At 72.9% G+C, this 22468-nt stretch carries 21 protein-coding genes; 11 read left to right on the top strand and 10 right to left on the bottom strand.

Features of this window, described 5'->3' with window-relative positions; all coding sequences use genetic code 11:
• Window positions 1-218 precede the first annotated feature (218 nt).
• The 3 genes from ACZ7CH_RS18800 to ACZ7CH_RS18790 all read left to right on the top strand — a co-directional run bounded on the left by ACZ7CH_RS18800 (window position 219) and on the right by ACZ7CH_RS18790 (window position 2654).
• Window positions 219-353, top strand: a complete 135-nt coding sequence (locus ACZ7CH_RS18800; RefSeq protein WP_360386426.1) for a hypothetical protein — start codon at window positions 219-221, stop codon at window positions 351-353.
• Between the two features lie 120 nt (window positions 354-473).
• Window positions 474-1613, top strand: coding sequence for a response regulator transcription factor (locus ACZ7CH_RS18795; protein ID WP_360386423.1), 1140 nt, complete (start codon window positions 474-476; stop codon window positions 1611-1613).
• 24 nt (window positions 1614-1637) lie between these two features.
• On the top strand, window positions 1638-2654 hold the full coding sequence (locus ACZ7CH_RS18790) for a DUF2399 domain-containing protein (RefSeq protein ID WP_470374413.1): 1017 nt from the start codon (window positions 1638-1640) through the stop codon (window positions 2652-2654).
• Here the strand turns inward: ACZ7CH_RS18790 and ACZ7CH_RS18785 are convergent.
• Window positions 2640-3110, bottom strand: a complete 471-nt coding sequence (locus ACZ7CH_RS18785) for a MarR family winged helix-turn-helix transcriptional regulator (RefSeq protein ID WP_360386418.1) — start codon at window positions 3108-3110, stop codon at window positions 2640-2642. The genes ACZ7CH_RS18790 and ACZ7CH_RS18785 overlap by 15 nt on opposite strands.
• A gap of 56 nt (window positions 3111-3166) precedes the next feature.
• On the opposite strand from ACZ7CH_RS18785, the gene ACZ7CH_RS18780 reads away from it, so the two are divergent.
• Window positions 3167-4372, top strand: a complete 1206-nt coding sequence (locus ACZ7CH_RS18780; RefSeq protein ID WP_360386416.1) for an FAD-dependent monooxygenase — start codon at window positions 3167-3169, stop codon at window positions 4370-4372.
• 18 nt (window positions 4373-4390) lie between these two features.
• Here ACZ7CH_RS18780 and nudC read toward each other — a convergent pair whose 3' ends face one another.
• Genes nudC through ACZ7CH_RS18760 form a run of 4 tightly spaced genes read right to left on the bottom strand, consistent with a single transcriptional unit; the run spans window position 4391 to window position 9669 of the window.
• Window positions 4391-5353: an NAD(+) diphosphatase gene (gene nudC / locus ACZ7CH_RS18775; protein ID WP_470374412.1), complete on the bottom strand. Its 963-nt coding sequence runs from the start codon at window positions 5351-5353 to the stop codon at window positions 4391-4393.
• Complete coding sequence (locus ACZ7CH_RS18770; protein WP_360386412.1) at window positions 5350-6738, bottom strand: M16 family metallopeptidase; 1389 nt, start codon at window positions 6736-6738, stop codon at window positions 5350-5352. The genes nudC and ACZ7CH_RS18770 overlap by 4 nt, the downstream gene beginning before the upstream one ends.
• Window positions 6735-8018 carry a M16 family metallopeptidase gene (locus ACZ7CH_RS18765; protein ID WP_470374411.1) on the bottom strand — a complete coding sequence of 428 codons (1284 nt, stop codon included), beginning with the start codon at window positions 8016-8018 and terminating at the stop codon, window positions 6735-6737. Before ACZ7CH_RS18765 ends, ACZ7CH_RS18770 begins: the two co-directional genes overlap by 4 nt.
• Before the next feature lie 10 nt (window positions 8019-8028).
• Window positions 8029-9669: a DUF2207 family protein gene (locus ACZ7CH_RS18760; RefSeq protein ID WP_458429256.1), complete on the bottom strand. Its 1641-nt coding sequence runs from the start codon at window positions 9667-9669 to the stop codon at window positions 8029-8031.
• Between the two features lie 509 nt (window positions 9670-10178).
• Between ACZ7CH_RS18760 and ACZ7CH_RS18755 the strand changes: the two genes are divergently transcribed.
• Window positions 10179-11267: a neutral zinc metallopeptidase gene (locus ACZ7CH_RS18755; protein ID WP_360386403.1), complete on the top strand. Its 1089-nt coding sequence runs from the start codon at window positions 10179-10181 to the stop codon at window positions 11265-11267.
• A gap of 15 nt (window positions 11268-11282) precedes the next feature.
• Window positions 11283-12182: a neutral zinc metallopeptidase gene (locus tag ACZ7CH_RS18750; protein WP_360386401.1), complete on the top strand. Its 900-nt coding sequence runs from the start codon at window positions 11283-11285 to the stop codon at window positions 12180-12182.
• 32 nt (window positions 12183-12214) lie between these two features.
• Here the strand turns inward: ACZ7CH_RS18750 and ACZ7CH_RS18745 are convergent, their stop codons facing one another.
• Both ACZ7CH_RS18745 and ACZ7CH_RS18740 read right to left on the bottom strand, forming a co-directional pair.
• Window positions 12215-13519 carry a sensor histidine kinase gene (locus tag ACZ7CH_RS18745; RefSeq protein WP_470374410.1) on the bottom strand — a complete coding sequence of 435 codons (1305 nt, stop codon included), beginning with the start codon at window positions 13517-13519 and terminating at the stop codon, window positions 12215-12217.
• On the bottom strand, window positions 13516-14184 hold the full coding sequence (locus ACZ7CH_RS18740) for a response regulator transcription factor (RefSeq protein WP_053739297.1): 669 nt from the start codon (window positions 14182-14184) through the stop codon (window positions 13516-13518). Before ACZ7CH_RS18740 ends, ACZ7CH_RS18745 begins: the two co-directional genes overlap by 4 nt.
• A gap of 79 nt (window positions 14185-14263) precedes the next feature.
• Between ACZ7CH_RS18740 and ACZ7CH_RS18735 the strand changes: the two genes are divergently transcribed.
• Together ACZ7CH_RS18735 and ACZ7CH_RS18730 are read left to right on the top strand one after the other, a co-directional pair.
• Window positions 14264-14836: a single stranded DNA-binding domain-containing protein gene (locus ACZ7CH_RS18735; RefSeq protein ID WP_360386396.1), complete on the top strand. Its 573-nt coding sequence runs from the start codon at window positions 14264-14266 to the stop codon at window positions 14834-14836.
• Window positions 14837-14910: 74 nt separating this feature from the next.
• Window positions 14911-15339 (top strand): hypothetical protein, encoded by a 429-nt coding sequence (locus ACZ7CH_RS18730; RefSeq protein WP_360386394.1) that lies wholly within the window; start codon window positions 14911-14913, stop codon window positions 15337-15339.
• Here the strand turns inward: ACZ7CH_RS18730 and ACZ7CH_RS18725 are convergent.
• Window positions 15311-16351: a potassium channel family protein gene (locus ACZ7CH_RS18725; protein ID WP_360386391.1), complete on the bottom strand. Its 1041-nt coding sequence runs from the start codon at window positions 16349-16351 to the stop codon at window positions 15311-15313. The genes ACZ7CH_RS18730 and ACZ7CH_RS18725 overlap by 29 nt on opposite strands.
• On the bottom strand, window positions 16348-17757 hold the full coding sequence (locus ACZ7CH_RS18720; protein WP_470374409.1) for a M20/M25/M40 family metallo-hydrolase: 1410 nt from the start codon (window positions 17755-17757) through the stop codon (window positions 16348-16350). Before ACZ7CH_RS18720 ends, ACZ7CH_RS18725 begins: the two co-directional genes overlap by 4 nt.
• Window positions 17758-17819: 62 nt before the next feature.
• On the opposite strand from ACZ7CH_RS18720, the gene ACZ7CH_RS18715 reads away from it, so the two are divergent.
• Both ACZ7CH_RS18715 and ACZ7CH_RS18710 read left to right on the top strand, forming a co-directional pair.
• Window positions 17820-18200 (top strand): DoxX family protein, encoded by a 381-nt coding sequence (locus tag ACZ7CH_RS18715; protein ID WP_360386387.1) that lies wholly within the window; start codon window positions 17820-17822, stop codon window positions 18198-18200.
• A 75-nt stretch (window positions 18201-18275) separates the two neighbouring features.
• Window positions 18276-18815 carry a hypothetical protein gene (locus ACZ7CH_RS18710; RefSeq protein WP_197289137.1) on the top strand — a complete coding sequence of 180 codons (540 nt, stop codon included), beginning with the start codon at window positions 18276-18278 and terminating at the stop codon, window positions 18813-18815.
• A 53-nt stretch (window positions 18816-18868) separates the two neighbouring features.
• Here the strand turns inward: ACZ7CH_RS18710 and ACZ7CH_RS18705 are convergent, their stop codons facing one another.
• Window positions 18869-22228 (bottom strand): ATP-dependent helicase, encoded by a 3360-nt coding sequence (locus tag ACZ7CH_RS18705; protein ID WP_470374408.1) that lies wholly within the window; start codon window positions 22226-22228, stop codon window positions 18869-18871.
• 38 nt (window positions 22229-22266) lie between these two features.
• On the opposite strand from ACZ7CH_RS18705, the gene ACZ7CH_RS18700 reads away from it, so the two are divergent.
• Window positions 22267-22468: hypothetical protein (locus ACZ7CH_RS18700; protein WP_470374407.1), on the top strand; the 202-nt coding region annotated here is incomplete at its 3' end.

Below are 22468 nucleotides of genomic sequence, written 5' to 3'. Positions count from 1 at the left end.
CTTGTGCGGACTCCGGCGCCCCCGTGACGGTGGCTCCAGCGGGCCCGTCGCGACAACCGCGACGGTCGCTCCGCTGTCGAGAGGAGGTCGTCGAGGTGGTCGTTCCCGCACGTCGAAGAACCCGGTCGAGGGCGCGGCCGCGGACCGGCCGGCCGCGTGCCGCGCTGTGTCAGGCCGCCAGGTGGTGCCGCACGCGGGCACCCCGGGTCTGGAAGGGGGTGCGGCTCGTCCTCCTGCTGGTGGAGGGCGTGGTGGCGCCGTTGAAGGGGGAGGTCGCCCTCGCCGTCGCGGCGAGGGCGCTCCGCGTGGTGGGTGACGCGATCGTCGACCCTGGCAGGCACGGGCGATCGTGACACCGGGTCCGGTCGCCTCGGCGGCCGGACCGTCCCCTTCCCAGGGAACAGCACAGCGGCGCCGGAGCCAAGCGCCGGTTGTCCCGGCGATGTCGCAGGACCGACACGAAAGTGGTTTCGTTGCAACGAACGGGGAAGGGGGACGCCGCGGTGCCGATGTGCGAGGAGTGCGACGGACCCCTGCCGGAGGCGACCGAGTCGGGACGCCCGCGCCGGTACTGCTCCGACCGGTGCCGTTCCCGCGCCCACCGCGTCCGCCTGCGCGAGACCAGGCGGGCCGAGGCGCGCCGGTCCCGGCAGTGCGACATCGAGGTCGCCGGTCACCGGTGCGGGCGGGCCGCGGTCTGCGTGCTCGCGGTCGACGGGCGGGAGCTCAAGGTCTGCGCCGCGTGCGAGGACCTCGCACTGAGGTTCCTGGTCGGTCAGGGCACGTCCGCGACGGCGGTGGAGACACGGCGCATCGACCGGCCGGACACCGGGCCCGCGCCGATCCCGCCGCGGCCGGTCGGTCAGGGGAAGGTGCTGCTGATCGAGGACGACAGCCGGGTGGTCGACGCGCTGAGCGCAGCACTGGGACGCAGGGGGTACGAGGTCGTGGCCGCGCTCACCGGCAGGGAGGGGCTGGACGCGGCGCTGGCGCACCGGCCGGCGGTGGTGCTGCTCGACCTCGGCCTGCCCGACGTGGACGGCATCAGCGTTCTGCGCAGGCTCCGCGCCACGAGCGACCTGCCGGTGATCATCACGACCGCGCGGGGCGAAGCCGCCGCCAGGGTGCTCGGCTTGGAGACGGGCGCCGACGACTACCTCGTCAAGCCGTACGACATCGGCGAGCTCGTCGCCCGCATGCGCCGCGTCACCCGGCACCGCGCCGCCGCCCGCCCGCTGGTCTACGACGACGGCGCCCTGCGCGTGGACTTCGAGCTGCGCCAGGTCCACCTCGGCGGCGAGGAGGCGCACTTCTCGGAGCGCGAGTTCCGGCTGATCGAGGTCCTCGTCCGGTCAGCGGGTACCGCCATCCCGACCGGCGTGATCGTCGCGCACGTCTGGGGCGACTCCGAGGTGACAGGACCCAGAAAGCGCACCTTGGCGGTCCTTGTGGCCGTGCTGCGCACGAAGCTCAACGAGCACCTCGGTCCGAACGCGATCGTCGCCGCACACGGACTCGGCTACTACTACCTGCCACCGAACCGGCCCGCTTCCGGCCCACCGGTCGGGTACGGCCACGCCGATCGGCTGCTCAACCCTGACCGGCCCGGATAGGCCAGGTCCGGCTATGTTGGCGCGGTGAGCGTGTACGACCGCCCCGAACTCGCCGAGCTCTGGCGCCTGGCCCGCGAGACCCTCGAAGGCGGCGGGCGGTCGGCGTTCAGCCTGCGCGTCGAGGACGAGCAGACCGCGCGGGCCCTGTCCGAGCTGCTGCGCAAACCGGTCGCGCACCCGGCGCGGCGGCAGATCTCGTTGGCGCGGCTGGACGAACACGTCCGCGCGCACGGCAGCACGTTGCCCGAGGTGCTGGAGGCGGTGCACGGCGAGCCGGTCGGCCTGTCCGCCGGGACCGAGGCGTCGACCGCGGACGCGGTGCTGCGGTACGCGTTGCGCGAGCACGGTCTGCTCGGGCGGCCGTGGGCGGCGGAGTGGATCGAGCACGTGCGCCGGTACGGCAAGATCCCGCAGCCCGCGTTGCCGATGCTCGCGAACCAGGCCGCCGAGGTGCTGGCGCGGCTCGACCCCGGCCGCGTCACGACCCGGTTCGCGTTGGCGGGCAACGACCTCGACGACGGCCGCCCGCTCACCCGCATCGTGCAGAAGGCGTTGCAGCTCGCGGGCACCGACTGGGAACGCATGGGCGTGCTGCCCGACGCCTACGGCGACCCCGTGCTGACCTCGCAGGGCTACCTGACGCTCAACGACGTGCTGGCGGCCCGGGAGGTGACCGTCGTGCACAGCGCCCGGCTGCTCGAATCGGGTGTGCCGGGGCCGCTGGTGGTCCTGCCGGCCGGGCTGACCCCGCAGGCCCGGCACCACCTCGCCGGCAAGACCGTCCGCTGCCACGACGACTTCACGCCCGACGGCGTCCGGCGGATGAACGAGCTCCTCGACCACACCGGCGGGACGCCGTGGCGCATGTCCGCCGCCGACTACCGCGAGGCCGTGGCCACGCTGATCGCGCGCGGTGTCGAGCTGCCCACGCTGAACACCAGGCCGGAGGAGGCGAGCTGGGACCCCGACCTCGCCGCGACCATGGCCACGACCGGCCTGGTGGTCACCGAGGAGCACGTCCTGCCGTCACTCCTCCTCTGAGGGCGCGAACCGCTTGACGTCCCACCGGCCGTGGCCCTCCATCAGCTTGCGGCCGATGCGGCGCAGGTCGGCGAGGTCGCGTTCGTTCAGCAACGACGTGAAGTGCTCGGCGATCGACGCCCGGTAGACCCGCGCGGTGACACCCAGGCAGGCCTCCTCGCCCTCCGGTGTCAGGACCGCGAACACCAGCCTGCGGTTGTCCTGCGGCTGCTCGCGCGTGACCCAGCCGCGTTTGACCAGGCGCTCGACCAGCCGCGTGACGCCGGACGGGCTGACGTCGAGCAGCTCGGCGAGCTCCAGCATCTTCAGCCGCCCGCCGTTGTGGTGCAGCTGGTAGAGCGCGACGTGCTCCAGCAGCGAGCACCCGGCCTCGGCCTCCATGCGCTCCCCCAGTGCGGCGCGCACCGCGTCGACGCCCTGCTGCGCGTACAGCCACGAGTAGATCGGCTCGCTCACCGGGTCATCCTAAATCAGGTTTGACGGCGCGATGTTTTCACGCTCAAATGTTGAGCATGAAAACCTCAGCGGACGTCACCGTCGTCGGCGCCGGGCCGGTCGGCCTGCTGCTCGCCTGCGAGCTCGCGCTCAACGGTGTGCGCACCACCGTGCTCGAACGCCTCACCGCGCAGGCGGACACCATCAAGGCCCAGATGATCAGCGGCCGGACGTTCGAGATGCTCGCCATGCGCGGCCTCGGGCCCGCCGTGCTGGCCGAGAGCGCGGCCGAGACCGCGAGGCTCGCCTGGTACCGGCCGTCCGGCGGGCACTTCGCCGGACTGTTCAAACTGGACGGTCTGCCGCTCGTCATGCTGACGCAGCAGGCACTCGAACGGGTCCTGGAGGCCCGCGCCCGCGAGCTCGGCGTCGAGGTCCGCCGCGGTGCCGAGGTCACCGGCCTGGACCTGGGCAGCGAGTTCGTCGTGGGCTGCGACGGCGGCCGCAGCACCGTCCGCAGGCTCGCCGGCTTCGACTTCCCCGGCCAGGGGCCGACGCTGACCGGCTACCAGGCGGTCGTCGACCTCGACGGCGACCTGCCGTTCGGCTGGCACCGCACCCCGGCGGGCGTCTTCGCGTTCGGTCCGCTGAAGGGCCGGATCATGATGATCGACCACTCCGGCCCGCCGGAAGCGCGCGAGGTCACACCGGAGGTGCTCGAAGCCGTGCTGCGCCGGGTCAGCGGCCACGACGTGCGGATCACCGCCGTGCACACCTCGACCGTGTGGACCGACAACACCCGCCAGGCGAGCACCTACCGCCGCGGCAACGTCCTGCTCGCGGGCGACGCCGCGCACGTGCACTCGCCGTTCGGCGGCCAGGGCCTCAACCTCGGTCTGCAGGACGCGCTGAACCTCGGCTGGAAGCTCGCCACCGGCGACCTCGCGCTGATCGACACCTACACCGCCGAACGCCACCCGGTCGCGGAACGCGTGCTGCGCAACACGATGGCCCAGGTCGCGCTCACCCGGCCCGATCCGCAGGCGCGCGAGCTGCACGGCCTGTTCAGCGACCTGCTCGACCTGCCCGCGGTGCGGGAACGCATCACGGCGATGGTGCAGGGCACCGACATCCGATACGGGACCGGCTGCGAGCACCCACTTGCGGGCACGTTCGTTCCGGGGCTGGACCTGGCCGACGGCAGGGGAACGACGACCGTGCTCGCCGGTGAGGAGGCGACGATCAGGCCGGACGGGTACGCGTCCTGGGTCGGGTCGCGCTGAGCCGGCCCAGGACCCCGCTCACGAGGAAGAGCCGGCGCCCGACCAGGACTGCAGCATCCGGAACGCGATCGACGCGCCACCGGCGAGCCCGAGACCCGGCACGCTGCCCGGTTCCTCGATCGCCTTGCGCACGTCCGCCCGCGACACCCACTTGGCCTCGGCGATCTCGCCGTCGGCGAGCAGCAGCGGGTCGGCGGGGTCGGCCACCGCCTCGAAACCGATCATCAGCGACCGCGGGAACGGCCACGGCTGGGACCCCAGGTACCGGATGTCCCGCACGGCCACGCCGACCTCTTCGAGGACCTCGCGGGCCACGCAGGCCTCCAGCGACTCGCCGGCCTCGACGAACCCGGCCAGCACGGAGAACCGGCCCTCCGGCCACTCCGGGCCGCGTGCGACGAGCACCTGGTCGGCGCCGTCGTGCACCAGGCAGATGACGGCGGCGTCGGTGCGCGGGTACTCCTCGCGGCCACAGCCGGAGCACGCGGTGTGCCAGCCGGACTTGGCCGGGACCGTCGGCGAGCCGCACTTGGCGCAGAACTTCGCCAGGCGGTGCCACTGGAACAGCGCCGCCGCCGTGGTGAACAGGCCCGCCGACATGTCGTCGAGGGTCGCGCCGGCCTGGCGCAGGTCGAGCCACTGCGGCTCGTCGGTCAGCTCCGGCGCCGACCACGCGCGCGGCGTCACGGGGGCGGCGTCGTCCTCGGCCGGCACCGGCACCGGCACCGCCCAGTAGGCCACGTCGTCCCGCACACCCAGCAGCACGGCGTTCAGCGGCGGCCTGTCCCCGAAGTCGGTGGCCGGCCGGTCGACGACCCTCGTGCCGCGGCCGGACACCAGGGTGCGACCCCTGGTGTCGACCACGATCATGCGCGCCTTCGGCCAGAGCGCGGCGATCTGCTCCTCGTCGCCGCGCACCGGCTCGGTGCGGTCGACCGCGGCCCGCGACAGCGCGGGCAGGCCGACCAGGTCGAAGCTCACGGAACCCGGACCCCTCCCAGCGCCCGGAGCTTCGGCGCGAGCTGCTCGGCGTCGCCGACCAGCACACCGGTGAAGTTGCCGGGGGCGAAGAACTCCAGCGCCGCCGCCGCGACCTGCTCCGGCGTGACGGCCGCGAGCCGCTGCGGGTGGGCGACCAGCCAGTCGATGTCCAGGCCCAGTCCGGCGAGGTTCACCAGGAACGACGCGAGGCCGCCCTGCGACGACGTGGACGTGAGCAGCGACCCGATGGCGTACCGGCGCGCGACGTCCACCTCGGACTCCGACGGCGGCACCATGCCCAGGCGGGCCAGCTCGTAGCGGGTCTCCAGCAGCGCCGCGGCCGTGACCTCCGACGCCGTGTCCGCGTCGATCAGCAGCGTGGCGCCGTGGACCGTGAACTCGGGGTGCGACCGCGCGCTGTAGGTGTAGCCCTTGTCCTCGCGGATGTTCTCGACCAGGCGCGAGGAGAAGAACCCGCCGTAGACCAGGTTCGCGAGCTGCAGCGCCGGGTAGCGCTCGTCGGTGCGCGGGATGGCCTGCGCGGCCAGCCGGATCTGCGACTGCACGGCACCGGCGCGGTGCACCAGGTGCACGTCACCGCCTTCGACCCGCGGCAGCGGCGGCAGCTGGACGGCCTCGCCGTCACCGGCCCACGACTCCAGCGCCGCGCCGATCTGCGCGACCGCCTCGGACGGCTCCACGTCGCCGACGACGACCAGCACCGACCCCTTGGGCAGCAACGCCTTGCGGTGCAGCGCCAGCACGTCGTCGCGGGACACGGCGGCGACCTCGTCGGCCTCCGGCATCTCCTTGGCGTACGGGTGGTCGCCGTACAGCACGCGCTGCAACGCCTCGCGGGCGATGACGTTCGGCTGCGAGCGGGCGATCGTGATGCGCTCGACCAGGCGGCCGCGCTCGCGCTCGACCTCCTCGGCCGGGTAGGAGGCGTTGGCCAGCACGTCGCGCAGGACGTCGAGCACCGTGCCGAAGCCGGTGGCCAGCGCGTTGCCGGTGAAGCTCAGCCGCTCCGGGTCGACCACGGCGTCGAGCTCGCCGCCGACCAGCGCGAGCTCGGTGTCGATCTGCACGCGGCTGCGGTTCGCGGTGCCGGTCAGCACGGTGTTGGCGAGGATCTCCGCCTGCGCCGCGTGCGTGGAGCCGCTGCCGGGCTCGGCCGGGTCGGCGAACGGCACGCGCAGCCGCACCTCGACCATCGGCACGGTCGCGCGCTGCACGGCGATGACGCGCAGGCCGTTCGGCAGCGTGGTGTCCACAGTGGACAGCTCGGCGGCCACCTTCTGCGCGCCCAGCTCCGGCAGCGGGCGCGGACCGGTCTCGGTGCGCCCGATCTCCTCGGCGGAGCGGTGGGTCTTCGCGGCGGTCACTGCGTTCCTCCGGTGGGCTTGACGAAGAGAAGTGCACGGGCGTCGGGGCGCAGCGCCTTGGCGGCGGCCGACACCTCGTCCACGGTCACCGAGGCGATCCGCTCGGGCAGTTCGTAGATGAGCTCGGCGCGGCCGAACAGCAGCTCCGCCGAGCCGAGGCCCAGGGTGCGGTTCGTGAGCCGGTCGTGCTCCTTGTGCATGGTCGACGCCCAGCGGGCGGTGACCTTCGCGAGCTCCTCGACCGACGGCGGTTCCTGCGCGAGCTTCTGCAGCTCCTCGTCGATCGCGGCCACGACCTGGTCCGGCGAGACCTCGGCGGTGTGGATCGCGGTGATGCTGAACGTGTCCGGGTCGCGCGCCTCCAGCGGGCCGAACAGGCCGCAGCCGGCGTTGAGGTCGATCACGATGCCCTCGCGGTGCACCAGGCGCTGCTGCAGGCGGGAGCTGTCGCCGTCGGTCAGCACGCCGGCGAGCACCAGGTAGGCGAGGTAGCCGTCGATGTCGGTGCCGGGGTCGGGCACGCGGTAGCCGATCGCGATAGCGGGCAGCGGGGCCAGCGCGTCGCCGTGCTCGTGGCGCACCTCGCCCTGCGGCGCGGGCTCGGCGAACGAGGGCCGCTCCGGCTTCGGCCGCGTGGGCACGTCACCGAAGTGCTTCTCCACCAACGCCTTCGTGGCCTCGACGTCGAGGTCGCCCGCGACCGTCAGCACCGCGTTGGACGGCGAGTAGTAGGTGTCGAAGAACTCCGCGCAGTCGTCGACCGTCGCGCTCTCCAGGTCGACGAAGTCGCCGTAGCCGTTGTGCGCGTTGGCGAACGTCTTGAACAGCACCGGCGGCAGCAGGATCCACGGGAACCCGCCGTACGGGCGGTTCAGCACGTTGAGCCGGATCTCCTCCTTCACCACGTCGATCTGGTTGCGGAGGTTCTCCTCGGTGAGCTTCGGCGCGCGCATGCGGTCCGCCTCGAGGAACAGCGCGCGCTCCAGCGCCGCCGAGGGCAGCAGCTGGTAGTAGTCCGTGTAGTCCGGGTGCGTCGACCCGTTGAACGTGCCGCCCGACGACTGCACGTGCCGGAAGTGCGCGAGCTTCTCCAGGCTCTCGCTGCCCTGGAACATGAGATGTTCGAACAGGTGCGCGAAGCCGGTGCGCCCCTCGGGTTCTGAGCGGAAGCCGACGTCGTAGTGCACGCTGACGCCGACGACCGGTGCGCTGGCGTCGGGGGCGAGCACCACCCGCAGGCCGTTGGGCAACGTGAACCTGTGCAGTTCGGGTGAGGCCATGCCTGCCAGCCTACGGGTTCGGCGCCCGGAGCGATCGCAGGTGGCCCGCCTGGGCGAGCACGCCGTCGAGCGCCCCGAGGAACGCCGGGAAGCTGCGCCGGAAGTCGGTCGCGCCGCCGTACCAGTAGAGGTCCTGCCGGCCGAACGTCGCAAGCCACCGCTCGGTCTCCCCGAGCACCACCGCGTACGGCAGCGACCGGGAGAACACCAGCTCGCGGTCCTCCTCCGGCACGTCGTCGGGCGTCACGCCGTGCAGGTACCCGCGCAGGCCGCGGACGTGCACCAGCAGCTCGCTGCCGCGCTTGGTGCGGGCGGGCATCGAGCGGGCGCCGAACGCCAGCGCCACGCCGGCGACCGCGACGGCCAGGCCGAACAGGGCGTTGCCGACGGTCAGCGCGAGCGCGACCGTGGCCACGACGCCCAGCGCCGCCACCACGACACCGACCCACCAGAACAGGCTGCGCTCGGAGTCCGGGCGGCGGGCGAACCAGCGCTTCTCCACCACGTCGGCGTAGAGGCGGTCGCGGACCAGTGCCAGGTCGATGCCGCGGCCGCGCAGCTCGGACACGGTCACCGCGTCCGCGCCGGCGGGCAGCAGCGCCTCGTAGACCGCCCGCTCGTAGCCCGACAGCGAGGCGTCGGCCGGGTTGCGGCGCACGATCTGCCAGTCGTGGCCGAAACCACCCTCCTGGCTCGTCTCGGCGATCCACAGGTAGTTGCGCACGGCCAGGTCGATGACGGTGGCGGTCACGTCGACGACGTCCACGTGCTCGTCGACGACCGTGCCGACCTGGCCGGGCAGCACACCATCGGGTGAGGCGAAGGCGACCCGGTCGTTCTGGTCGCGGACCAGCACGCTGACCGCGCCGACGTCACCGGCGAGCGCCGCCGCGTCCCGGCCGCGCAGGAACCACAGCAGGGCGACGCCGCCGAACAGGAGCAGCAGCAGCCCGCCGAGCGCGGCACCGCTGACCGGGGTGAGCGCGAACGCGGCGGCCAGCCCGGAGGACTCGACCACGACGGCGTTCGCGGGCACGACACCGGCGGCCAGCCCGACCGCGACGTCGACGCGTTCCCCCGCGGCGAGCTTGATCTCCTGCGCCCGCACGCCCTTGCCGTCGGCGAGGTCCGCGCTCGTGCACGGCTGCGACGAGCCGACCGGGCCGGCGAGGCAGTTGACCGACGTCGGCGAGTCGGGCGCGGAGAACGTGGCGGAGACCTTGTCCAGCTCGACGTCCCAGCCGCCCGCGACCTGCCAGCGGACCTCCAGCGCGTCGCCGACGGGGGCGACCGCGCCCCCGACGGTGTAGGTGACGGTGGCGTCGCCGCCCTCCAGGCGCAGCGTCAGCTCGTCCCCGCTGACGGTCGCGCTGCCCCTGCCCTCGACCTTCGCGTCGGTGATCGTGAACTGGCGCTCCAGGTCGTTGCCCACCGCGAGTCGCAAGGGGACGGTCCGGTTGACGGTCTTCCCGTCCGGCACGTGGACCTTCTCGGTGACGGAGAGCCGCGCGTCGCGCTCCAGCTTCATCCGCACCTCGGTGCTGACGGTCCCCGGCAGCGGCTGCGCGAGCGCACCGGCCGCCGCGCCGACGGGCACCGCGGTGGCCAGCGCGGTGGCGGCGAAGAGCGCCAGGCCCCAGTTTTTCAACACGGCTGCGGACAATAGCGGAGTCCCCATAAGCTCTGGCGCTGTTCGCACCAGGCGCCATCCGGGGGATTTCCGACGATGACGGCACCACCGCCGTGCCTGCGACACGAGCTCGGCGGACGGCACGTGAACCGACACCCCGTGCGACGCGTCCCACAGAGGTGGGCGGGACGCGTTAGCCCGGTCGGGGGACGTGCAGATCCCGTCCGCCTATGCTCGTAACCGACCCAGGCTCACCGTTGGGGGGACCTCAGGCGATGACGCAACCACCGCCACCGGGCAACTGGCCGCCGCCGCGCCCGGTCGGCCCGCCGCCCATGCCCGCACCGCTCGGGCAACCGCAGCGTCCGCCTTACGGGCCACCGCCCGGCATGCCCCCGCAGGGCCCACCGCCGCAGGGCCCACCGCCGCAGGGCCCACCGCCGATGGGCCCGCCGCCCCAGGGCCCGCCGCCCCAAGGCCCACCACCTCAGGGGCCGCCGCCGATGGGCCCGCCACCGATGGGTGGCCCGATGGGCCCGCCGCCGCGGCACTACGGCCCGCCGCCCGGTCCGTACGGGCCTCCTCCCGGCCAGGTCATGCCGCCGCCGCAGCCCTCGTGGGGCGGTTACGGCGCGTATCCGCCTCCGCCGCGGAAGAAGAGCAACGGCCCGATCGTGGCCCTCGTGCTGGGTGGCGTGGTGATCCTCGGCCTGGGCGCGATCGGCCTGTTCGCGGCGACGCTGAACAGCAAGGTCAAGGACGCGGGCTACTCGGGTTACACGACCTACAGCCCGACGTTCAGCAACGAGCCCACCGCGGAGACGACGACGGGAACGACGGCCCCGTCGCGGTCGGCCCCGTCACGCGCGCCGTCGACCCAGTCGACGCCCGTGGGCCCGAAGGCCGTGTACGCGCTGGCGGACCACCCGTTCCTGAAGCCCAACATCGGCGCGAACCGCCTGGCGAGCTGCCCGTTGCCCGCGATGGACTACTCGCCGGCTGGCCAGGACCGCTACCTGCGCGCGGCCCTGCCGTGCATCGAGGCGATGTGGAAGCCCGCGATGCAGGCGGCGAACATGCCGTACCAGCCCGTCGAGCTGCACATCGTGACCGAGTCGGTGCAGTACCCGTGCGGCACCGTGCGCCCGGACTCGACCGCCCGCTACTGCCAGGGTGGCATCTACTGGACGGCGAACGCCTACGCCTCCGAGCGCAACCCGAACAACCCGAACCACCCCGGCAAGTACCTGGGCCAGCTCGCCCACGAGTACGGCCACCACATCCAGTGGCTCACCGGCATGCTCAAGGCCTCGGACCGCGCGCAGTACGACGCGGGAGGGTGGGATACTCCGAAGGGCCTCGACCTGAACCGCCGGATGGAGCTGCAGGCGACCTGCTTCGGCGGCATGACGCTGGCACCGCTGTCCCACGGCGCGGTCCCGATGGACGTGATCCAGACGGGCCTCAACGACGCGGGCAACCGGGGTGACTACGACATCTACCCCACGAAGGACCACGGCACACCGCAGAACAACGCGGCCTGGGTGCGGCAGGGCTACTCGTCGAACCAGGCGTCGCAGTGCAACACCTGGGCGTCGCAGGCCCAGTACGTCTCCTAGCGAAAGGCGCACCACGTGACCCAACCGGCGGGGAACAACCCGTTCGTTCTCGCGGGCGTGTTCGCGCTGGTGGTCGCGTTCGTCCTGGGCATCGGCCAGCTGACGGGCCCGCAGGTCGTCGCGGGCCGCGCTCTGGCCGAGTCCTCGCGCCCGCTCACCCAACCGTCGACGACGGACCCCTCGACCCCGATCCGCCCGCGCGCGGTCCTGCGCCTGGCGGACCACCCGTTGCTGCTCAAGCCCACGCCGCTGGCCGAGGTGACCTGCGACCTCCCGCGCTTCGGCACCTCCGACCCGGCCCTGGCCGCCTACTACGCGGCCGGCGTCGCCTGCCTCGACGCGGCCTGGGGCCCGCTGCTCACCGCGGCGAACATGCCGTTCGAGAAGCCCCTCCTGGACGCCTCCCCCGTCCTGCACGACGGCCCCTGCGGCGCCGCACCGGAGTCCGACCACGCGGTCGCCTACTACTGCGGCCGCAACCACACGATCTACATGCCGACCTCCCGCCTGCGCTCCAACGGCGGCGGCGAGGCCCCGGCCACCCACCTCGCCACGCTGTCCCACGAGTACGGCCACCACGTCCAGGCCCTCACCGGCCTGCTGCGCGCAGCCGACCTGAAGATCACCGACGCGGGCGAGCGGACCCCGGCGGGCCTGGAGATGTCGCGCCGCGTCGAACTCCAGGCGAACTGCTTCGCGGGCATGTTCCTCACCGCCGTCTCCGGTCGCGGCTCGGTCACCCCGTCGCTGGCCAGGCAGGCGCAGGAGGACTTCCAGTACGCGATCGAGGAGAAGCCGGAGGACAACGCGCACGGTTCCGCGAAGAACCAGGCCCAGTGGGCCGGTGCGGGGTTCACGGCGAACTCGACCTCGGCCTGCAACACGTTCGCGGCTCCGCCCGCGCAGGTCTCCTGACCGGTTCCCGACCGAGCCGGAGGCGAGGCGCCTCAGCCCGGCTGGGCCGAGGGCTGCGCAGCAGGCGTGCCCTCTGCCCGCGGCAGCACGACCCGGAACACCGCCCCGCCGCTGGCCGGCTCACAGCTCAACTCCCCACCGTGCGCCCGGACCACCCCCCGAGCGATGGCCAGCCCCAGCCCGGACCCCCCTGACCGCCGGTCCCGTGCGTCGTCCAGCCGCACCAACCGGTCGAAGATCCGCTCGCGTTCCGCGTCCGGCACCCCCGGCCCGTTGTCGGAGACGGTGAACCCGGTCAGGTCCACCCGGATCCGCACGGTCCCGTGTGGACCGGTCGCCTGCCGCGCGTTGTCCACGAGGTTGGCCAGCACCTGGGCCAGCCGCTGCCCGTCCCCGACGACGACCGCGGGGACGCCTTCGGCGGCGATGTCGAAGTCCGGTGCCACGAACCGGGTGCGCGCCACCTCGGCTTCGGCGAGCGCGAGCAGGTCGACCTGTTCGCGTTGCATCTCGTAGCCGGCGTCGAGCTGGGCGAGGGCGAGCAGGTCGTCGACGAGCCGGCCGGCCCTGCGGGCTTCGCGGACCAGCAGGAACGACATCTGGTCGCGGTCCGGCGAGTCCACGGGGGCCTGCACCAGCGCTTCGGCGACCGCTTGCACGCCGGTGATCGGGGTGCGCAGTTCGTGGGCGGCGTCGGCGACGAACCGGCGGGTGCGCAGCTCCGAACCCTCCAGGGAGTCCAGCATGCCGTCGAACGCCGCCGCGGTGCGGCCGAGCTCGGTGTCCGTGCGTGAGGGGTTCAGCCGGCCGCCGCGGTGGCCGGCGGCGATCGCCTGGGCCAGGGACGTCATCGCGTCCAGAGGGGCCAGCGCCCGCCGCACCACGAAGAACAGCAGGGCACCGACCAGCACCACGGCCCCGAGGCCCAGCAGCACCAGCAGTTTGCGCAGCCGGCCCTGGGCGGCCGAGATGGCGCCGTAGTCGGCGTCGACGGTGACCTTCACGCCCTGCGCGGTCCGTTCGCGGCGGCCCGGTGAGGCCTCGTCGGGGGTCTCGCCGAACTCGCGGCCGTCGGGGAAGCGGAGCTTCACGCGCATGTTGTTGCGCGACAGGTCCTTCGCGATCTGGCGGGGCGGGCGGCCGCTGCGCAGCATCTGCACGGCGCGGTTCTCGGTCTCCATGGCCACCGTGCCGAGGTCCTTCGTGGACTGCTGGGCGAAGGTGCGGTCGACGGAGATCACCAGCGCGACCATCACGACGATCAGCACCAGCAGCACCGACACGGCCACGCGCCGCCGCAGCGACACGGTGCGCAGGGACGCCGGGCGCAGGTTCACTCCTCGGCCCGCAGCACGTACCCCAGGCCGCGCACGGTGTGCACCAGCCGCGGTCCGTGCTCCTCCAGCTTGCGGCGCACGGCGGAGACGTGGACCTCGACCAGGTTCGGGTCGTAGTCCTCGTAGCCCCACACGGCGGTCAGGATCTGCGTCTTCGACACCACCCGGCCGCGCTGGGCGGCCAGGTACACGAGCAGGCGCAGCTCGGTCGCGGTCAGCTCGATCGGCTGGTCGGCGCGCATCACGACACCGGCGTCGGCGTCCACGACGAGGTCGCCGACCTGCACCGTCGACGGCGTGCGGCCCAGCCTGCGCAGCACGGCCGACACCCGCGCCACCAGCTCGGCCAGCACGAACGGTTTGCCCACGTAGTCGTCGGCGCCGCCGGACAGGCCGCGCAGCCGGTCGGGGACGCCGTCGCGCGCGGTCAGCATCACCACGCCCGCGCCGGACGCGCGGCGGATCACCTCGAGCAGCTGGAAGCCGTCACGGCCGGGCAGCATCACGTCGAGCACCACGAGGTCGGGGCGGAAGCGGCCGAGGTCGGCCTCCAGCTGGCGCCCGTCCAGGCGGTGCTGCACCTCGTAGCCCGACTCGCGCAACGCGGACGAGACGGCGGCGCCGATCGCCTCGGCGTCCTCGATCACCAACACCCTGGCGGACACCTCCCCATTCTGCTGATCATCCGCGAAGTCGGCGACCCACCTTCAGCTCAGATTCAGGCTTCGCGCGCACGCTGGGCGCATGTCGAAGAAATCAGCGTGGGCCGGCGCCCTCGTCGCGGCCGCCGGGCTCACCGTCGGCGGCATCGCGGTCGCGACGGCGGCCGACAACCCCGACGGCCCGCCGGCGGCGTTCGCCGAGCGCCACCCCGGCGGCCCCGGCAAGGGCCACGGCCGGGACAAGGCGCAGAACCTCAAGGACAGCACGCTCGTGGTCGGCCGGGTCAAGGCGGTCGAGACGGGCAAGCTCACCATCACCAGGGACGACGGCGGTGAGGTGTCGCTGACCACCGACAGCGGCACGAAGCTGCGCGGCGGTGACCTCGCGGGTCTCAAGACCGACCAGCGGGTGACCGTCCGCGCCAAGGACGGCAAGGCGCTGAACGTGGCCCTCGCCAAGGCGCGCGCGCAGGGCACGGTCAAGGACGTCAACGGCGACAACGCCACGTTGATCCAGGTCGACGGCCTGCAGACGCCGCTGGACCTGTCCGCCGTGAACGAGAAGCCGAAGAACGGCGACCTCGTCGCGGTGACCGGGACCGTGTCCGACGGCAAGACCGTGAAGGTCGATCAGTTGCGTCAGCTGCCGAAATAAAACCGGTCTCCCACGCGGGCCGCCGCGTCTGCGAACATCGCAGTGTGGCGGTTCCGCGAAGCCCGGACAGATGGGTGTTCATCCTGCTGGTCGTAGGACTGGTGGGCATCGGTGTCGCGGTCGCCCTGCTGGTGCCCACCAGGGTCCTGGGAGCGGCGGAGCCCCCGAGGCGGGTGACCGCGACCGTTGTCGAGAGCGGCTCCTGCGGCCAGGGCATGGACACCGTCGAGTGGGACGCCGACGGCCGGAAGGAGCAGGCCAAGCTCGACGGGTGCGGCCACCGCAAGGGCGAGACCGTCGAGGTCGTGATGTCCGCGGGGAACACCGGCACGGTCCAGTCCGCGGCCTCGGTCCCGGCCGGGATGCCGATGGCGAGCCGCCTCACCGCGCTGCTGCTGTGCCTCGCAGCGCTGGCGGGCGGCTTCTACGCGTTCCTCTTCCGCTACGCGCCGCTGCGCGCACCGGCCGTGCTCCCTACTCCCCGGCCGGGGTCACCTTCTTGACGTAGAGCAGCCGGTCACCCGGCTCGATCGCGTCCGCCTCCGGTGCGTCGACGCGGTACAGCGTCTTGCCCCGCACGACGCCCAGCACGATGTCGGACAGGTGCCGCGGCGACCCGCCCACCTCGCCCGGTTCGACGTCGCGCTCGGCGATCGCCAGGCCCGCGTCCGGCGTGAGCAGGTCCTCCACCATCGCCACCACGGACGGCGTCGCGGTGGCCATGCCCAGCAGGCGGCCGGCCGTCTCCGACGACACGACGACCGAGTCGGCACCGGACTGCTTGAGCAGGTGCTCGTTCTCCCGTTCCCGCACCGACGCCACGATCTGCGCCTTGGGTGCGAGCTCGCGGGCGGTGAGGGTGATCAGCACGGCCGTGTCGTCGCGGTTCGGGGCGACGACGATGGCGCGGGCACGGGCCGCGCCGGCGACCCTCAGCACGTCGTTGCGCGTACCGGAGCCGTGCACGACCACGAGCCCCTTGGCGGTCGCCGCGTCGAGCGACTCCTGCACGGTGTCGACGACGACGATCGAACCGGGGTCGACGCCGTCACCGAGCAGCGCCGCGACCGCGGACCGCCCCTTGGTGCCGTAACCGACGACCACCACGTGGTCCCGCACGACCCGCCTCCACTTCTGAATGCGCAACGCCTGACGGGAGCGCTCGGTGAGAACTTCGAGTGTCGTGCCGACCAGCACGATCAGGAACAGGACCCGCAGCGGCGTGATGACGAGGACGTTCACCAGCCGCGCGGTGGACGAGGCGGGCGTGATGTCGCCGTAGCCGGTCGTGGAGAGCGACACCGTGGCGTAGTAGAACGCGTCGAGCAGCGAGACGCCGTCCTCGTTGACGTCGCGGTAGCCGTCGCGGTCCAGGTAGACGATCAGCACCGCGAGCAGCAACGCGGCCATCGCGCCGACGACGCGCTTGAGGATCGCGCGGACCGGGCTCTGCACCTGGTCCGGCATCCTGACCACGCCGACGAGCGAGTGCGAGGCCTCGTCAGACAGGCTCATCGGGTCAACCTCTCGGGGAGCATCCGCCACAGGTGAGCGGCCGCCTCCGCGCCTTTGAGGAGCAACGGCACGACTACGCGCTCGTTCGGCGCGTGGACGCGATCATCCGGCAACGTCGCGCCGAGGTACACGAGGGGCACCCCGAGCCACGCCTGCAGCACCGCCGCCGGCCCCGACCCGCCCGCCCGTGCGAACCGCACCGGCTGGTCGAAGGCCAGCTCGAACGCCTCGCGGACGGCCTCGTTCGCCGGGTCGTCCGGGCTGATCGCGTACGGCGGCACGCCCGTGCCGCGGAAGCTGACCTCGGCCCTGATGCCCTCGGGCGTGTGCTTCGCGACGAACTCGCGCAACTGGTCGGCGACGTTCTCCGGCAGCTGGTCCGGCACGAGCCGGAAGCTGACCTTCGCGGTCGCGGCCGCCGGGATGATCGTCTTCAGGCCGGGTCCGGTGTACCCGGCGGACAGGCCGTTGACCTCGGCGGTCGGGCGGACCCAGAGCCGTTCGAACGTGGTGTAGCCGGGTTCGCCGGACAGCGCCTGCGCGCCGCCGCCGTTGGCCGCGAGCCACTTCCGCTCGTCGAACGGCAGCGCGGCGTAGTCGGCGCGTTCCCGTTCGGTGGGCTCGCGGACGTCGTCGTAGAAACCGGGGAGTTGAACGCGGCCGTGCTCGTCGTGCAGCGCCGCGACCAACCGCGCGAGTGCCGTCGCCGGGTTCGGGACCGCACCGCCCGCGCGTCCGGAATGGACGTCGTCGATGCCGCCGAAGAACGTGATCTCACCGCCGAGAACACCGCGTTGCCCGGTGTTGACCGTCGGTGCGTCGCGATCGTGCAATGCCGTGTCGGTGAACACGACGAGGTCACATCCGAGATCGCTTTCGTGGTCTTCGAGGAGCTTTCGCAGGTGCGGGGAACCCGATTCCTCCTCACCCTCGACGAAAAGCTTCAGGGTGACGCTCGGCGCATTCTGCCCGGTCGCGGACAGGTGCGCCCTCACCGCGAGCAGGTGCATCGCGACCTGGCCCTTGTCGTCGCTCGCACCCCGCCCGCGCAGCTCGTCGCCGCTGAGGACGGGCTCGAACGGCGGGTGGTGCCAGCGTTCCACCGGGTCCACCGGTTGCACGTCGTGGTGGCCGTAGACCAGCACGGTCGGTGCGCCGGGGTCCTCGGCGGGCCAGCACGCGTAGACCGCGGGCAGCGCCGGACCGTGGTCCCAGACCTCGACCTGCGGCCACCCGTCGACGCTGAGCCGATCGGCCAGCCACCGGGCGGATCGGTGCACGTCGGCGTGGTGCGCCGGGTCGACGCCGATCGACGGGATGGTCAGCCACTCGCTGAGCCCGGCCACGAACTCCTCGGCCAGCGCGGCGACCGCGGACCGTTCTGGATGATGAGAATCACCTGCCACGCCGCAGGACAATAGGCCAGCCCGCGCTCGCCTACGCGGTGCAGGCATGACAGGGTGACGGCATGGAACCGAACCGTTCCCGAGCGCGATCGGCGTTGGCGCTCGCCGCACTGCTCGGGCTGGCCGGGGCAACCCACTTCACCAGGCCGAAGTACTACGACGCGATCGTTCCGCGTGCGCTGCCCGGTACCCCGCGGCAGTGGACGTACGCGTCGGGCGCGGCCGAGCTCGCCGTCGCGGCAGCCGTCGCCGCACCCCGCACCCGCAGGCTCGGCGGTCTCGCCGCCGCGGCGCTGTTCGTCGCGGTGTTCCCGGCAAATGTGAAGATGGCTCTCGATTTCCGGGACAAATCACCCAAAGCCAAGGCAATTGCCTACGGTCGCCTGCCGTTGCAGGTCCCTCTTGTGGCATGGGCGTGGAAAGTGGCGAAGTCGTCGCCCTGACCACCCCCGGTGGTGAGTGGCGGGGTGTCGGCAAACGCTGTCATTTCTTGCGCGAGAAACCTTAGGATGCGCCCTGTGCAAACGCTTCTGCAACGCGCCGCGGCCGCGCTCGGCTGGGACGGGGTCGCCGTTCCGGACGTCGCCGTGCTCGGCCAGCAGGTGTCCGCGGTGGTGCGTTTGCTGCCCGAGGTCCACGAGTGGAGAACCCAGAACGGCTGGCCGCCGCGCGCGGACCCGTCGTGGTTCCGCTCCTGGTTCGAGCCGGCCGCGCACGACCGCCTGCCCGTTGCCGCCGTGGAACTGGTCGGCGTGCTCGTCAGCGAGTCGACGACGGACCGGGCGCTCCAGTCGTGCGGCACGTTGCTGACCCTCGCGCCGTGTGCGGTCATGTTGCCGCGGACCGGTGAGTCGCAGGCGTGGTCGTTCATCGAGCTCGACTACTACGGCATCGGTGTCGTGGTCGCGGACGAGCACTCCGCCGACCTGATGGTGCCGCCGGAGGACCGCTCACCGGAGTTCGGGCCGTCGCTGTTCGGCCGGTGGCTGCTCGAAGTGCTCTACGAACGCGTGCTGAAGGCCTCGCACGCACCGGCCGGGACCAGCCCGCAGTCCTGAGCCAGCCCCGGCCCTGAGCCAGCCCGCAGTCCTCGGTCAGCCCGCGGTCCTGCCTAGCCCACGGTCCTGATCAGGGCCTTCAGGCCGTCCTCGTCCAGCAGGTCGGCCGGGCGCACCGTGTGGTCGTGCCGGACGTAGTGGAACGCGGCCCGCACCCGTTCCAGCGGCTCGTGCACCAGCGCCGCCCACGCCAGCCGGTACGCGGCGAGCTGCACCGACAACGCCGGCAGCGCCTCGTCGTCCGGCACCGCGCCGGTCTTCCAGTCGACGACGGTCCAGCCGTCCGGGTCCCGGTAGACGGCGTCCATGCGGCCGCGCACCGAGATCCCGTCGAACTCCGCCTCGAACGGCACCTCCACGTCGTGCGGGGTGCGGTCGGCCCACGGGCTGCTCAGGAACGCCTCCTTGAGGCGGTCCAGGTCCGTGTCGGGCGAGGCGTCGGCGTCACCGGCGCCGGGCAGCTCGTCGATGTCGAGCAGGCGGGTGGCGCCGAAGCGGTTCTCCAGCCACGTGTGGAACGCGGTGCCGCGGCGGGCCAGCGGGTTCGGCGGGAACGGCAGCGGCCGCCGCAACCTGCGGGCGAGCAGGTCGGGGTCCTTGGCGAGCTCGACGAGCTGGCTCACGCTCAGGTGGTCGGGCAGCAGGACCTGCTCACGCCGGTTCATCGAGGCGGCCCGCTCGGCGAGCAGCACGTCGACGTCCGCGGCCCAGCCCTCGGGGTCGGCGTCCTCCGGCAGCTCCGGGTCGTCGGGGACCACGTCGTCGGGCAGCGGTTCCGGCTCGGGCGGGAAGTCCTCGTCCGGTGGCTCGTCCGGTGGCGGGTAGTCCTCGTCGGCGGGGGTCTCCGGTTCCGGTTCCGGCTCGAAGATCAGCGGCAGCGGCTCCGGCGGTGCGGTGCGGAGCCGGTCGAGCGCGGCCAGCACCAGCTCCGCGCCCTCGACGACGGCGTCACGGCGCTTGCCCAGCGGGTCGGCGGGCCACTGCGCGGCCTTCACGTCCTCGGCGAGCGGGTTCGGGGTGCCGGGCTCGGGTTCGTCGGCCCAGACGCTGATGTCGCCAGGGGCGTTGTCGCGCTGCAGGACCGCGTGCATGTCGGTGAGGAACACCGAGGGGCCCTTGGGCTTGTCGCCCGCTTCGCCCCACCAGTGGCCGGACAGCAGCAGGCTGTGCTCGGCACGCGTGACGCCGACGTAGAACAGCCGTCGTTCCTCCACCTGCCTGCGGTCCTCGAACTCCTCGGCGTGGATCGTGAGGGCCTCGTCGACCTCCTTGCGGTTCTGGCCGGCGCTGAGCTTCAGCTCGGGCAGGTCCTGCGCGTCACCGCGCAGGTCGGCGGGCAGTTCGGTGACCGCCTTCAACCAGCACGACGACTTCTTGCGGCCCGGGAACACGTCCTTGACCAGGTGCGGCAGCGCGACGATGTGCCACTCCAGGCCCTTCGCCGAGTGCACGGTCAGGATCTGCACCCGGTCCTCGGACACCTCGACCTCGCCCGGCTCCAGCCCGTCCTCGGCGTGCTCGGCGGTGTAGAGGTAGTCGAGCAGCGACGGCAGCGTCGCCGACGGGCTGGCGGCCGCGAAGTCCGCGACGACGTCGGCGAAGGCGTCCAGGTGCGCGCGGCCGACCATGCCCGGCCGCGACATGGCCTCGATGTCCAGCAGCAACGTCCGTTCGACGTCCGCCACCAGCTCCGGCAGCGGCTGGTCGAGCCTGCGCCGGATCGCCGCCAGCTCACCGCCGAGCCTGCGGATCCGCCGGTACCCGTCCGTCGAGTACGCGTCCGGGTCGCCGGGGTCGTCCAGCGCGTCGGCGAGCCCGGCCTGCTCGGCGTGCTCCCCCGGCAGCGCGTCCGCGATCACCAGCAGCGGATCGTCCACGGCGGACTGTCGTGACTGGACACCGGCCAGGTCCCGCGCCCTGGTCCACAACGCGGCCAGGTCGCGCGCCGCGAGCCGCCAGCGCGAGCCGGTGAGCAATCGCGCGGCCGCCGTGCCCGCGAGCGGGTCGACGAGGACGCGCAGCGCGGACACCAGGTCCCGCACCTCGGGCTCGTCGAGCAGCCCGCCGAGCCCGACGACCTCGACGGGCAGCCCGCGTTCCCGCAGCGCCGCGGCGATCGCCGCCATGTCGGACCGGCGCCGCACCAGCACGGCCGCGGTCGGCGGCGCCCCCTCCGCGTCGAGGTGCGCGATCCACTGCGCCGCGAGGTTGTCCGCCATCCAGTCGAGCTCCTGGCGGATGTCGGCGTGCAGCGCGAGCCGCACGTCCCCCGGCCCCGCACCCGGACGGGCCTTGAGCTCCTCGACGTCGAGACCGGCCTCCCGCAACGGCAACGACACCGCGTTCGCGAGCTCCAGCACCTCCGGCGGGTTGCGGAAGCTCGTCAGCAGCCCGAACTTCGTCGTCGGCGGGAAGTCGTCCGCGAACCGCGGCAGGTTCGCCGCCGACGCACCGCGCCAGCCGTAGATCGCCTGCGCCGGGTCGCCCACCGACGTGACCGGCATCGGCGCGCCCTCACCGAAGAGGCTGCGCAACAGCACGCGCTGCGCGTGCCCGGTGTCCTGGTACTCGTCGAGCAGCACCGCGCCGTACCGGGCCCGTTCGCCCTCGCTGACCTCGGGGAACCCGGCGAGCTGCGCCGCCAGCGACATCTGGTCGGCGAAGTCGAGCGCCGCCTCCCTGCGCTTGCGCTGCTGGTAGGCGTCGAGCAACGGCAGCAACGCGACCCGCAACCGTTGCGCCGCAACGATCTCCTTGAGCTTCTCGGGCAACGCGTCCCGCTGCCGCGGCGCCTTGGGGGCGTTCTCGACGAGCTCGGTGAGCCGCGCGGCGTGGTCCTGCAACTGCTCGGGCGTGACGAGGTGCTCACCCAGCTCACCGGCGAGCGAGAGCAGGTACCCGGTGATGGTCGCGGGCACCTTGTCGGTGTCGAGGTCCTTGGCCCACGTCGACACGACGCGGTGCGCGAGCTGCCACGCCGCGGTCTCGGTGAGCAGCCGCACCCCGGGCTCGACCGGGAGCCGCAACCCGTGCTCGGTGACGAGCCGCCCCGCGTAGGCGTGGTAGGTGAGCACGACGGGTTCGCCGGTCAACACCGCCATCTTGCGCTCGCCGCTGGGGTCGAGGTCGTCGAGCAGGGTGGAGCCGGCGAGCCGCCTGAGCCGCGCCCGCACCCGGTCCGCGAGCTGACGGGCGGCCTTGCGGGTGAACGTCAGGCCCAGGACGCGGTCCGGCTCGACCAGCCCGTTCGCCACCAGCCAGACGACCCGCGCGGCCATGGTCTCGGTCTTGCCCGCACCCGCGCCGGCGATGACCAGGGCCGGGCGGGCGGGGGCGGCGATGACCTCGGCCTGCTCGGGGGTCGGCTTGTTGAGGCCGAGGGCTTCGGCGATCTCGAAGGGGCTGACGGTCATGACCGCCTGCCCTTGGGGTGGGGAGCGGGCTCGGGACGATGGCGGTCGACGCGCGCATGGCGGTCAACACACGCACGGCGGCCAACGCGCGCACGGCGGCCAACGCGCGCACGGTGGTCAACACACGCATGGCGGTCAACGCGCGGCCGGTGCTCGACGTGCGCACGGCGGTCAACGCATGGCCGGTACTCAACGCGCGCACGGAGCCCGACGCACGGCTCGTGCTCAACGCGCGCTCCG

The sequence above is a fragment of the Lentzea sp. NPDC037011 genome (assembly GCF_055607425.1).
This window is presented reverse-complemented; position numbering and strand designations above follow the sequence as displayed.

What these genes read in the sequence shown, in the direction of transcription:
- ACZ7CH_RS18780 (WP_360386416.1), top strand. Translation starts at nt 3,167, where the DNA reads ATGAAAACCTCAGCGGACGTCACCGTCGTCGGCGCCGGGCCGGTCGGC.
- ACZ7CH_RS18765 (WP_470374411.1), bottom strand. Translation starts at nt 8,018, where the DNA reads ATGGCCTCACCCGAACTGCACAGGTTCACGTTGCCCAACGGCCTGCGG.
- ACZ7CH_RS18755 (WP_360386403.1), top strand. Translation starts at nt 10,179, where the DNA reads ATGGGCCCGCCGCCGCGGCACTACGGCCCGCCGCCCGGTCCGTACGGG.
- ACZ7CH_RS18735 (WP_360386396.1), top strand. Translation starts at nt 14,264, where the DNA reads ATGTCGAAGAAATCAGCGTGGGCCGGCGCCCTCGTCGCGGCCGCCGGG.
- ACZ7CH_RS18725 (WP_360386391.1), bottom strand. Translation starts at nt 16,351, where the DNA reads ATGAGCCTGTCTGACGAGGCCTCGCACTCGCTCGTCGGCGTGGTCAGG.
- ACZ7CH_RS18715 (WP_360386387.1), top strand. Translation starts at nt 17,820, where the DNA reads ATGGAACCGAACCGTTCCCGAGCGCGATCGGCGTTGGCGCTCGCCGCA.
- ACZ7CH_RS18705 (WP_470374408.1), bottom strand. Translation starts at nt 22,228, where the DNA reads ATGACCGTCAGCCCCTTCGAGATCGCCGAAGCCCTCGGCCTCAACAAG.